The organism is Paucihalobacter ruber, from assembly GCF_006494535.1.
Lineage (GTDB): Bacteria > Bacteroidota > Bacteroidia > Flavobacteriales > Flavobacteriaceae > Paucihalobacter > Paucihalobacter ruber.
Genome location: NZ_VHIQ01000001.1, coordinates 483,839 through 496,287, shown reverse-complemented (window position 1 = coordinate 496,287; position 12,449 = coordinate 483,839). Strand labels below are relative to the sequence as shown.

General features: G+C 34.5%; 11 protein-coding genes. All 11 read left to right on the top strand.

Annotation, left to right across the window (positions count from 1 at the left end; all coding sequences use genetic code 11):
• Positions 1–26: 26 nt before the first annotated feature.
• On the top strand, positions 27–995 hold the full coding sequence (locus FJ651_RS02205) for a glycosyltransferase family 2 protein (RefSeq protein WP_140988758.1): 969 nt from the start codon (positions 27–29) through the stop codon (positions 993–995).
• 284 nt (positions 996–1,279) lie between these two features.
• Positions 1,280–2,296: a glycosyltransferase family A protein gene (locus FJ651_RS02200; RefSeq protein WP_140988757.1), complete on the top strand. Its 1,017-nt coding sequence runs from the start codon at positions 1,280–1,282 to the stop codon at positions 2,294–2,296.
• A 912-nt stretch (positions 2,297–3,208) separates the two neighbouring features.
• Positions 3,209–4,447 (top strand): glycosyltransferase family 4 protein, encoded by a 1,239-nt coding sequence (locus FJ651_RS02195; protein WP_140988756.1) that lies wholly within the window; start codon positions 3,209–3,211, stop codon positions 4,445–4,447.
• A 15-nt stretch (positions 4,448–4,462) separates the two neighbouring features.
• Positions 4,463–5,353: a glycosyltransferase family 2 protein gene (locus FJ651_RS02190; RefSeq protein WP_140988755.1), complete on the top strand. Its 891-nt coding sequence runs from the start codon at positions 4,463–4,465 to the stop codon at positions 5,351–5,353.
• Positions 5,338–6,324 carry an NAD-dependent 4,6-dehydratase LegB gene (locus FJ651_RS02185; protein ID WP_140988754.1) on the top strand — a complete coding sequence of 329 codons (987 nt, stop codon included), beginning with the start codon at positions 5,338–5,340 and terminating at the stop codon, positions 6,322–6,324. Before FJ651_RS02190 ends, FJ651_RS02185 begins: the two co-directional genes overlap by 16 nt.
• A gap of 17 nt (positions 6,325–6,341) precedes the next feature.
• On the top strand, positions 6,342–7,064 hold the full coding sequence (locus FJ651_RS02180) for a sugar phosphate nucleotidyltransferase (RefSeq protein ID WP_140988753.1): 723 nt from the start codon (positions 6,342–6,344) through the stop codon (positions 7,062–7,064).
• A 108-nt stretch (positions 7,065–7,172) separates the two neighbouring features.
• Positions 7,173–8,090 carry an NAD-dependent epimerase/dehydratase family protein gene (locus FJ651_RS02175; protein WP_140988752.1) on the top strand — a complete coding sequence of 306 codons (918 nt, stop codon included), beginning with the start codon at positions 7,173–7,175 and terminating at the stop codon, positions 8,088–8,090.
• Entirely contained in the window at positions 8,083–9,150 is a 1,068-nt protein-coding gene (locus FJ651_RS02170; protein WP_140988751.1) for a glycosyltransferase family 4 protein, read from the top strand. The genes FJ651_RS02175 and FJ651_RS02170 overlap by 8 nt, the downstream gene beginning before the upstream one ends.
• A gap of 53 nt (positions 9,151–9,203) precedes the next feature.
• On the top strand, positions 9,204–10,268 hold the full coding sequence (locus tag FJ651_RS02165) for a glycosyltransferase (RefSeq protein ID WP_140988750.1): 1,065 nt from the start codon (positions 9,204–9,206) through the stop codon (positions 10,266–10,268).
• Positions 10,269–10,292: 24 nt separating this feature from the next.
• On the top strand, positions 10,293–11,309 hold the full coding sequence (locus FJ651_RS02160; protein WP_140988749.1) for a CgeB family protein: 1,017 nt from the start codon (positions 10,293–10,295) through the stop codon (positions 11,307–11,309).
• A complete protein-coding gene (locus FJ651_RS02155; RefSeq protein WP_140988748.1) occupies positions 11,306–12,415 on the top strand; it encodes a glycosyltransferase family protein in 1,110 nt (369 codons plus the stop codon). The genes FJ651_RS02160 and FJ651_RS02155 overlap by 4 nt, the downstream gene beginning before the upstream one ends.
• The last annotated feature ends 34 nt before the right edge of the window (positions 12,416–12,449 follow it).

The window sequence follows — 12,449 nt, the reverse complement described above, 5'->3', positions numbered from 1 at the left end:
CTTTAGTTAATGATGATTTAATAGCAATGCTTCCAAAAAAATCTAATTTAGTATCTATTATCATTCCTGTTTACAATAGACAAGAATTAATTTCTAATGCTATAATGTCTGTACATGAACAAACGTATAGACCTATAGAATGTGTTATAGTTGATGATGGTTCGACTGATGATAGCGTAGTAATTATACAGGAATTACAAATAAAATTAGATTCAGATAACTTTTCCATTAATTTATTCTTACAAGATAATGCTGGAGCACCTTCAGCAAGAAATAAGGGTATAAAAAATGCTAAGGGTGAATTTATCCAGTTTCTAGACTCTGATGACCTATTATACCCTGAAAAACTCCAAATTCAAGTGTCCTTTTTAAAGGAGCATATCGAGTGTGATGGCGTTTATGGTGACTGGCACCATGGTACAGTTGATAATTATGATTTGATTAAGGGCGAAAAATGGGATGATATGCTAAGTCAATTTTATGGCAGACGTGTAATTCATACCTTGAGTTTTTTATTTCGTCGTTCTATGATTTTAAAGATTGGGTTGTGGGATATCTCATTAAAACGCAATCAAGAAATAGACTATTTTTTAAGAGGCGTTTTAGCAGGAGGAAATTTTGGTTATTTACCACGAGTTACTGGCTTATGGCGCGAACATCAGGGGGAACGTATTGTAAGTAGTAGTGGTGCTTTAAGCGCTTTGGCATTTTACGATAAGTGGATAGAAGAATTTAATAGATTAGGTATTTTCTCTGCCAACTTGAAGAAAACAACAGCACATTTCTTGTTTTGGCACGCTATGGACTTAAACAATAACCAAAGTAATGACGCCATGCACTACCTACATAAAGCTTATAAACTTTATAAAGATTTTCCTGAATGGAATACTCCCAAAATAAAAGTGTTGCGACTGGTCATTGGACCAAAACGTAGTATAAACTATTGGTATAAACGTGCGAAATCTTCAAAAAATCAAAAATGCCGAACTCTGTAATCTCCATTATTGTCACTTGTTATAATCAAGCTATTATATTGCTGATACAATAGAAAGCATTAAAACATATACCTATTATAAGTGGTAGTGTATTGTGGTGGACGGTGCAACAGATACTAGTGCTTTAGTAACTGGAGAAAATATTAATTCCTTATTTGGTTATGACGCCTTTTTACATAAAAAAACAGAGCAGCCATAACTTTTAGCTAACAATTTTTGTGTGGTAAAGTTGTAAACGAAATATTTAATGAACATAGCCAATATTAATTTAAAATATATTGTAAATGAATAAAAGTCCAATATTTTCAGTAATAATGCCAGTTTATAACTCCACTATATATCTTGAAGAGGCAATAAAAAGCATTGCTAAACAAAATTTTAAGGATCTAGAAGTAATTATTATAGAAGAGGAAGCTGAAGATGGAAAGGATATTGGTTCAACTGACGGAACTTTTGAATTGGCTGGAGATCTGTTAAAGAATTATGCTTTGGCGGGTAAAGCTGTTAAGCGGCCTTCCAGTTCACCTAAGGGAGCGGGAAGCTGTCGAAATTATGGATGCAGGATTGCGAATGGTCAATTTCTGGCTTTTTTGGATAGTGATGATCTATGGCTTCCTGACCACATTTCTAATATTTATAAATATTTTGAGGAATATGGACAAGAAATGGGAGCGTATTGTGCTGGTGGAATTATATTTGATGGAGTAAAGGAGCTTGGCAAAATGCCTCATTATGGATTCCCCTGTATAGGATTGCAAGATATTTCTGAACAACTTCTCAGTGGCGGAAATTTTATTCCCACCCAGTCGCTTTGTGTTAGAAAAGAAGTGTTTCTTATGACTAATGGGTTTCATGAGTTGCTTAAATGTTACGAGGACTGGTGGTTTGTGCTCCAACTTTCAAAAAAAACAAAGTTTTATATCAATCCAGATACACTTTGTCGCATAAGGGTACGAGGAGATGGACTTTCAAGAACAAATGATACTGAAAACGGAAAAATAAAAATGTCTTCGTGGATGTTTACAGATATGTTGAGACTTAGGGGATTTGCTGTTAAATCAGGATTTTTCAGAGGTTTGGAGATAAAGGTGTTGGATAACTATATAACAGGTTTTTTTGTTTTATTTCTAAGTGACTTGATATGCGGGAGAGTATGGATTGAAGTTGGTAGAATATTTAAGGCCATGTACACTGCAGGTAGACTTGGATTCCCATTATGGCCAAGAATCTGGAGAAAAGTATACTTTAATGTTGTTAAGAGAGCGGTCAAAAAACTTAAAGTAAACTTAAACCTTAATTAAATACAAACTTAGAAGTAAACTCTTTTTCTTCAAGACACATTTTTTTAAATAAATAAATCAAGCCAAGTCTCTATAATTATTTGCTTACTTTAACTAACACGATTATATTGCTTAAACGTTAAAAACCATCAAAAACCAAACTTTCAGTAATCGAAAATGCATTATCGTTTATTATAGTTCAACAGATGATAGTGCAACTGTCATAAAATATTTTACATATGAGGATAAGCGTTTTTACTGCTTCTATTAAGTCAATACATTAGTATTCAAAGCCCGTTACACAAGTTTTGTCCTAGCTAAAGAAAATAACATTAACTTTTAAGATGGTGTTGATACTTTTTAACTGAAAAAATAGAACAACAGATTAAGGGTTTCAATAAACATATTGAAGTTTCAATATATATGACCATCAATATTTTTATGAAATAAAAAACTTATAACTACTATAAAATTAAAGCTATAATACAAAAACCGTTAAAACAACTTTTATGAGGCAGCGGCAATGGTGTAGCCTATCCTATCCAGCCCTTACTTTATAAGCGAAATATTCGATTTGATGATGAGAATATGTTTCCCGATGATTATTATTTCGCTGCGAAGACTGGGTGTTTAATGTGCTCGTTGCACTTAAAAACCGTAGCTATTATTGGGTTTGACAAGTGTTGCGGAATTTTAATATAATTACAAGCAACTTTACTGCTGATCCTAAAAGCCTGTCAAAGGTATCTATAAAGGCTGCTTATTATTTAAATCCTTTCAATCCAAAACACCAACTAAAGGATTTTATTGAAACAACAATGAACAATGATTTTAATATGTTTTTAGAAAGTGCGAAAATTTACATTTTAAATGCTTCCGGAAACTGAAGATTCGGAAATGCTTTAACGCGTCCACTGTTTAAGATTTTAAAGTATGTTAGAAAGTAGTTCTAAACCAAAATTATTACATATCATTCCTTATGACCAATTTGTACCACCGAGAAATGGTGGGGCGCTTCGCTGTTACCATTTGTGTGTAGAATTGTCTAAATACTATGAGGTGACACTCTTAACTTATCAGGATAAAACCACCATTACAGATGCACATTTTTTAGGTATTGAAGTTTTAAATCCGGTTTATAATATTAAACGCCAAAAAGATTTGGTTTCAAAAATCGAACAGGCTTTACAATACCGATGGTACCAGCGTTCTTTAAAAGGGCCTGCAGAAGCAGCAGTTTTGGCCTTTTATCCTTTAATTAAAAAACTTACTAAAACCCAAGAGTTTGACGTGGTGCTAATGGAGCATTTATCGAGCATGCAGCTGGGTAAGCTCATCAAAAAACACTTTCCCAAGGCATTGCGTATTATAGATCAGCATAATATAGACCACCTCTTATTTGCACAAAACCATCATCTTGACAATCCTGCCAACCAAAAAAGATTCAATCATATCAAACAACAGGAAAGCTTAATATATGCCTATGCCGATTATTTTTTGGCTTGTAGTCAACAAGATGTGGTAGGACTAGTGCTGTTAAACAATCAAAAAATTAATGGAATAGTCGTTCCCAACGGTACAGAAGAAAGACAAATTGACTTAAAACATAAAGATTTTTCAAAACCTCATTTGTTGTTTTGTGGCTCTTTGGATTACGAACCTAATAAAAATGGCTTGTTGTGGTTTTTTAACAACATATGGCCTGTCCTAAAAACAAAAATAAAGCATATAAAGCTCACGGTGATTGGTAGGAATGGCCATCACGAAGATTATATACCTTTAAAACAAGATCCCCAAATAGAATTTATTGGCGAAGTTGAAGATGTGGCGCTCTATTATCAAAAAAGCACTATAGCTATTGCGCCTCTTTTAGAAGGAAGTGGCACACGTCTCAAAATTTTGGAAGCCATGAGTTTTGGGGTGCCCGTTGTGAGTACTACTATTGGCGCTGATGGAATTGAATACACTCATAACAATGATATTCTAATAGCAGACACTGTTGAACAATTTTCTGATACGATTACCTCAAGTTTTGAAACCAAATCTATTTATGACATTCAACAAAATGCCTTAGACTTAATACAAAAAAAATATTTGTGGCCTGTTATTGTAAAGAAGTTAGTTGATGAATTAATGAAATTAAATAAAAATGAAAAAACTACTTTTCCTTAAGGTCTGTATTTTAAGATGAGTTTACCTATAGTATCTATTTTGACTACGGTTTACAACCGCGAAAAATATCTAGCGGCTTGCATAGAAAGCGTGTTGGCTTCCAGTTTTCAGGATTGGGAACTGATTATTGTTGATGACCAATCTAAGGATAATTCAGTGGCTATTGCCCAAGGGTATGCCGCCCGAGATGAGCGTATACAGGTCTATGTCAACGAAACCAATTTAGGCGATTACCCCAATCGCAATCAGGCTGCAGCTTACGCTAAAGGTACATACCTTAAATATCTGGATGCTGATGATTTGATCTATCCGCACAGCCTTGAGGTAATGATAGCTGCCATGGAGCAGTTTCCTGATGCAGATTTTGGAACGCAATACAACGTTCGTGAGTGCCATCAACCTTATCCTTTTTTAGTCAATAGCAGAGCGGCTTTTCAGGAACATTTTTTTGGGAATAGTTTTTTTCAAAGCGGACCCACCGGAACTATTTTTAAGCGAGAAGCCTTTTTTGAATTGGGAGGCTTTTCAGGACGGCGCTATATTGGTGACACAGAGATGTGGATGAAATTTAGTTTGAAAGGCCCCATAGTAGTATTTCAACCTGCTTTAATTTGGTGGCGTCAGCATGAGGAACAAGAATTTCAACTAGGGCAATCAATTGACGGTTACATTAAACTTAATCATCAGCTCTTTTGGGAATTAATGAGAAATGAAGACGTACCGTTGACAAAGCCTGAAAAAGAACAGTCTATAAAAAGATATAAAACACACAAAGTGCGTCTCTTTTTTGCAGAACTTTTAAAAAGACGACAGCTAAAGAATGCCATTAAGCTCTATAAAACCTGTGAACTTAATTGGCTTGATTTATTAACCATACTTAAACCACAAACATGGAAAAAATTTTAGTAACCGGCGCAGACGGTTTTATTGGTAGCCATCTTGTAGAAGAATTGGTATTACAAGGCTATAAGGTAAAAGCCTTTGTTTATTACAATTCTTTTAACAGCTGGGGGTGGCTCGATACCTTGCCAAGTGATGTTCTTGACAATATTGAAATTTTTACCGGAGATGTACGTGATCCCTTCGGTGTAAAAGAGGCGGTAACAGGGTGCGACGCTACCTTTCATTTAGCTGCCTTAATTGCCATACCTTATAGCTATTATTCACCGCAAAGTTACGTGGAAACTAATATCAATGGCACCTTAAATATACTGCAAGCGGCTAGGGAATTAAACATCAAACGAGTACTGGTAACTTCTACATCTGAAGTTTATGGAACTGCCTTGCAGGTACCCATTAATGAAACGCACCCAAGACAAGGACAATCGCCCTATTCTGCCACTAAAATTGGCGCTGATGCTATAGCAGACTCTTTTTTTAGAAGCTTTAATTTGCCGGTCACCATCGTAAGACCATTTAATACTTATGGTCCGCGTCAATCTGCAAGAGCGGTGATACCAACAATCATTACACAGTTATTATCAGGCCTTAAAGAAGTTAAGTTAGGAGCCTTATATCCCACCAGAGATTTGGTGTATGTGAAGGATACTGCTAAAGGCTTTATTGAAATATTTAAACAAGAAACCTTAATTGGTGAAGAAGTTAATATTGCTACTAATAACGAGGTGTCTATTGAAGATCTTGCCAATAAATTGTTTAAGTTAACAGGTGTTGAAGGTAACATCATAAGTGATGCCGAAAGATTAAGACCCGAGAAAAGTGAGGTTTATCGTTTGTTAGGGGATAACACAAAATTATTTCAACATACCAACTGGAAACCGGGTACAACCCTTGATGAAGGCCTGTTAAAAACAATTGATTGGTTTTCAGATAAAAATAATTTAAGTAAATACAAGGCAGATATTTACAACAAATAGTTTAAAACAAAGCATACATGAAAGCAGTAATTTTAGCAGGAGGAAAAGGAACACGTTTAGCCCCATATACAACAGTTTTGCCAAAACCATTGGTGCCGGTTGGTGATTACCCAATTTTGGAAATCATTATTCGTCAATTGATTCATCATAATTTTAAAGAAGTCACTTTAATGGTTGGCTATTTATCAGAATTAATAAAGGCCTATTTTATCCAAAGACCTTCGATTACCAATAAAATCAAAATTAATTATATAGGTGAGGAAACACCAACAGGTACTGCCGGCTCTTTGGCTTGGTTAGAAGGTATGGATGATTCTTTTTTAGTGATGAATGGCGATGTTTTAACAACGCTCGATTATACCGATATTATCAAATATCATCGTGACCACAACAACATGCTTACCATAGCCATGCATAAAAAAGAAGTTAAGATTGATCTTGGGGTACTTGAATTAAATGACACCAATAATGTTATTGGTTACTTAGAAAAGCCGGTGATGAACTACAATGTAAGTATGGGTATTTATATCTACAATCCTAAAGCACTTGAGTTTATTAAAAAGGGTGAATATCTGGATTTCCCAACCCTGGCCATGGACCTTGTTAATAAAGGTTATAGTGTTATGGGATATGATAATAACGCCAAATGGTTAGACATTGGAAGGATAGAGGATTTTCACAACGCAACAGAAGCGTTTGAAAAGCACAAGAATCTATTTTTACCCAATACCGATTTATGAAACGACCATGTAAAAATATTGACATACAGGAGTATGATTATCTTAGCGCGTTCCACCTGCCTGCCGGCAAGGCAGGTCTGACCACTTAAAAACAATAGATATAAACTGATGAAATATTTAATTACCGGTCATAATGGATTTATAGGTCAAACCTATATCAAACACCTGCTTGAGAAGGAAAGTGCCTCTAACATTTTGGGACTTTCAAGAAGTAAAGGTCTGGATCGTTACGACATCAATGAAAAAATCATCGAATTAACAGACGAGCGTTTAAGTGAAGAGATAGCGGCATTTGCCCCCGATGTAATTATTCATTTGGCATCGAGTAGATTTGGGGCGCTGGAAAACTTGTTTTTGAGTAACGTTAAAGCCACCGAAAATTTATTAAATGCGGTTTTAAAAATTAATAAACCGGTAAAAATTATCATTATTGGCTCATCTGCTGAAATTGGTCTTCCTATTAAAAACCCGAGTTCAGAGAATGACAAGTGTAATCCCGTTGATTATTACGGTTTAACAAAGCTAATGCAATCTGAATTAGCACATCAATATTATTTAAAACACAATATAGAGGTTATAAGACTTAGGCTATTTAATATTTTAGGAGTAGGTATGCCAGATTCTCTGCTCGCAGGGAGAGCTATCAAGCTATTTCACGAAACGCTGATAAGTAAAGATAGCCAAGCTATTCAGTTTGGTGATTTATCATCTTACAGAGATTATTTAGATAAGAGAGACTTGTGCAGCGCCATTGATTTAAGTATCCTGCACGGTAAGGCAGGAGAATTATACCATATAGGATCTGGCATAAAAACTCAGGGAACGCATTTAATCAATCAAATAATAGCGACATGTCCAGATAAGTTGTATGATTTTCAATATCATTTTGACAGCGATAAAAAGTCTTTAGTGCCGCATCAAATAGCAGATGTTTCAAAGGCAAAAAATGATCTTCGGTGGGAACCATCATTTAGTTTAAACGATACATTAACTTGGATGTGGAATCATTTGTTAAATAGTGAGTAAATCTATCTATATTTTATCTTCAGCTGTTGGAGTTGCCGGTGGTGCTGACAAAGCCACCAAGTTATTGGCAGAGGCCTATAGTAACCTGGGGTTTAATATCTCGGTTTTTGCAACCTCCTGCGAAGTAGGCATAGAGCAGAAAAATATAAAGATTCATGGCCCAATAATTAATTATGGCCATCGTTGGAAGCTTCCACAATTAAGTCTAATTATTAGACTTTTATTTTTTTCTATTATTGGTAAACCAAAATTTGTTCACTGCGTTGGATTAACCTATGAGGTTAAACTGGCACTTACCTTTTTAAACCGGCTGAAAATAATTGTCTGGGAAACTACTGAAGCCGACAAGGGTAACCGCTTTGTGCAAAAAGGTATTATACCAAAACTGCAATATGCCCACCTAATGTTGGCACCTTCACAAACAATAAAACACAATATTGTTACCAACTACTCTTATAAGGGATCCATAGCAATACTTCCATTTTGGACCGAATGGCAAGCAGTACGGCCTAATACTAAAAACCGAACCGGAAGTTTACTTTATGTGGGAAGAATGGATCGGGATAAAGGTTTTGATTGTTTGTTTGAGGCTTTAAGAATGATAAAAAACCACGTAAATATAAAGCTCGATGTTTGTGGTAGAGGTAATGTTGAAAAAATTAAACAATTGGCCAGTGGTTTAGAAAATGTTCAATTTCACGGCTTTTTAGAAAAAACTGAGATTGAAGAACTCTACAATAATGCCGACTTTGTGGTGCTTCCATCAAAACACGAGGGATATCCGTTATCTTTAATTGAAGCTTGTGGGAAATCGATACCTATAATAGCCTCAAAGGTTGGCTCTATTCCTGAAGTATATCAAAATTCTAAATCAGGTTTATTGTTTAACGCTAATGATAGCAACCAACTTAGTCAATGCATACAGACGGCCTACACAGAAACTGAAGAATCCTATCATTTAAGAAGAAAGGCAGCAAGAAAACTCTATGAAAAAATAAATGATGTTTCTGTTATTCAAATGAAGTTACAGGAAATTATTAAACAAATTGATGAAAACTAATTTTATTTGGCTAATTAGTTACTTTTGGAAATTCAGTCAATTAAATTAAAATAATGAGTCATATAAAAACTATTATTATTAGTCCTTCAGGTGGATATTACGGCAGTGAGCAAATCCTTCATGAACATTTGATATATACCGAAAAGGTATTTAAAGTATTTGTGAGTCGAAACAAAAATTATATATCAATTTTAAGACAAAGTAATCTAAAACATAGTATTACATCATTTAAAAGCGTTAAATGGTTATATTTTCAAATTTTTTTACTGTTATTTTTCAAAGACTATAAAACCGTTTATTGTAATGAAGGCGGTCATATCAGATATCTTAAAATTTTAGCTAGATGTTTTCCGAGAAAAACATTTATAGTGCATATTAGATTAGTTGAGGACACCAAGGCTAATCGCATAAAAAACTTTATAACAACTAATATGCGATTAATAACGGTTTCACATTTTATTCGTTGCGAAATAATGAAACAAAATCCAAAAATTAACTCCTCTAAAATTGAAACGGTACATGACTATTATATAAAAAACTATAATCAATTAAGCGTAATGCCATTAAAGGATATTGTTAGGATAGGTGTAATTGGGAGGGTGACTTCGGCAAAAGGGGTATCATTTGCAGGTGAATTTTTAGATTATTGGGATCGGCATATTTCAAAAAAGTTGGAATGTTATTTTTATGGTGATGTTGATAAAGAAAATACTGATGTTCAAATATTTAATAGAACTGTAGAATCTTTATCAAATGTCAGTGTTTCTTTTAAAGGATTTATCAAAGATAAGGATGAACTTTTTGAGACTTTTGATATAGCTATCCATTTTAATCCATATGAACCATTTCCTAGAATATATTTTGACGCTATGTCTAGAATAACCCCAGTTATTGGTTTTAATTCAGGGGGTATAGCTGAGCAGGCTCAAATTTTTGGATTTGAAAAGCATTTGGTTGAAAAAACAGTTTCTTGGCCTAAAGAAATGTGTAGACGGGTATTAGAAATTCATGAAAATATTGAGAAATGCAAAAAGGAAATAACAGAAAAACAATACTTATTTGATAACAAGTTAGATATAAAAAAATATATAAGTAAAATTGAAAGTTATTTTAATTAGTCTATCTAAACTTAAGTCGAGGGATTGGAAAGGTTTTTATATATAGGTCAATACACCGAAGGTACCACTTCTAAAATGCGTGCTGATACTTTAAAACAGCAGTTGCAACCGGCTATTTTTAGTGTGATTGACATCCATGTTCCATTTTACAAAACACCTAAATTCTTTCGTTCTTTAGGCTTTAGGTACAAAAAAGGCCCCTTGATAAAGCGAGTAAACAATTATATCTTAGGGCTTCTAGGCACTGATACTTATGATATGATTTGGGTTGACAAAGGTGTGTATATAAGTTCTAAAACCACAAGAATTTTAAGAACTAAGACTCCAAAATTGATACATTTTACCCCAGATCCCGCCTTTACTTTTCACCAATCTCCACTTTTTTTTAAATCATTGCCAAATTATGATTTTGTTATTACCACCAAATCTTATGAGCTAGATGCTTATAGAAAAGCCTGTACAACTAACAAAGTTTTATATGCTACTCAGGGTTTTGACAGGCAGTTACATCAACCATCGAAAGAACCCTTCTCCGAAAAGGATGGTTTTGTTTTTATAGGGCATCATGAAAGGGAGCGCGAGGCCATACTGGAACTTTTATTAAAGCACCAAGTCAAAATAACTTTAGCTGGCATCAAATGGCAGACTTTTGCGAAGCGACATCAGACTAATCCGCTTTTGAATTATTTGGGAGAAGGGGTGTATGGCGATCAATATGTGCGCGCCATTCAAAAGGGTAAAATAGCTTGGGGAGCCATCAGTAAATGGGTTGCTGAATTGCATACCACCCGAACTTTTGAAATACCGGCCTGCGGCACTGCACTCCTAACAGAACGTAATACAGAAACCCAGTTGTTCTTTAAGGATGATGAGGTTATATTTTACAGTAACCCCGACGAATTGGTGTCCCAAGTTAAGTTTTTTATGCATAACGATAACGCTTTAGAGGAACTAACTAAAAAGGGAAGCGCTGTGGTCTATCAACAAGGCTATGACTATGCATCCATATTTTCAAAACTATTACAAACATTGTTAGATTGAAAAACGTTGCCATAATCCATTACATGCCCTTGGAGTTTTATCCGCCGGTTACTAATTTACTTAATTGTTTGGTGAACCATCCGGTTCGTATTAAGGTTTGGTCAACAAAAAACCCCAAAAAACGCTCCAACTATAAACATTCAAAAATTGATGCTATAGCAAGAAGTCCATTTCCTGGATTAAAAGAGCTCGTATTGGTGCGGTTGTTAAAATATCTATGGTTTAATTTTCAGTGTTTTTTTGGATTATTAATCTATAGACCTGATGTTGTTTTATACTATGAAAGTTATTCCGCTTTTCCGGTTTATTTGTACTACTTAATCTTCGGAAAACAAAAGCGTTATTTTATACATTATCACGAGTATGAGTCGCCTGACAACTATAGCAAAGGTATGATTCTGGTAAAGTATTATCACCAGTTAGAGAAGCGTTATCTTTATCCTGTAGCAGAATGGATTTCACAAACCAATACGGATCGACTGCAATTATTTCAAAAAGACCACCCGTCTTTAAAAGACCATCAATTACACATTATGCCAAATTATCCCCCGGAAAGTTGGTGGTATAAAAACAGAGAAAAAGAACCTGCTGTAAATGGTATTATTAAAACAGTATATGTTGGTGCTTTATCAATAAAAGACACCTATATTAAGGAATATTGCGAATGGGTAGAACTGCAAAATGGACGTGTGACCTTCGATATTTATTCCTACAATTTACATACAGATACTTTGGTTTATCTTAAGGGACTCAATTCACCAAATATTAAATTCTTTGAAGAAGGAATTGATTACAATAATTTGCCATCGGTGCTAAGGGACTATAACATTGGACTCATTCTTTATAAAGGTAATACGCCAAATTACGTCTACAATGCTCCCAACAAACTCTTCGAGTATTTGGCATGCGGTTTAAAAGTAATATATCCCGAAGTAATGCTCGGCATAAAACCATACAATTCTGATGTTGTTCAATCAGTCAGCTTTTTGAGATTGCCAACCATTGATTTTCTAATGTCCTTAAATCAGTTTGAAATTCCACAAAACAATAATTACACGGCAGAAGGTGCCTATAAGAAATTAATAAATCGAATCATTTTAGATTAAAGGTGTAGATTTGTGAATTCATCCTTTACTTAAA

Excerpts from the sequence above, each read along its gene's own strand:
- FJ651_RS02205 (WP_140988758.1), top strand. The coding sequence starts at position 27 with ATGCTTCCAAAAAAATCTAATTTAGTATCTATTATCATTCCTGTTTAC.
- FJ651_RS02200 (WP_140988757.1), top strand. The coding sequence starts at position 1,280 with ATGAATAAAAGTCCAATATTTTCAGTAATAATGCCAGTTTATAACTCC.
- FJ651_RS02195 (WP_140988756.1), top strand. The coding sequence starts at position 3,209 with ATGTTAGAAAGTAGTTCTAAACCAAAATTATTACATATCATTCCTTAT.
- FJ651_RS02190 (WP_140988755.1), top strand. The coding sequence starts at position 4,463 with ATGAGTTTACCTATAGTATCTATTTTGACTACGGTTTACAACCGCGAA.
- FJ651_RS02185 (WP_140988754.1), top strand. The coding sequence starts at position 5,338 with ATGGAAAAAATTTTAGTAACCGGCGCAGACGGTTTTATTGGTAGCCAT.
- FJ651_RS02180 (WP_140988753.1), top strand. The coding sequence starts at position 6,342 with ATGAAAGCAGTAATTTTAGCAGGAGGAAAAGGAACACGTTTAGCCCCA.
- FJ651_RS02175 (WP_140988752.1), top strand. The coding sequence starts at position 7,173 with ATGAAATATTTAATTACCGGTCATAATGGATTTATAGGTCAAACCTAT.
- FJ651_RS02165 (WP_140988750.1), top strand. The coding sequence starts at position 9,204 with ATGAGTCATATAAAAACTATTATTATTAGTCCTTCAGGTGGATATTAC.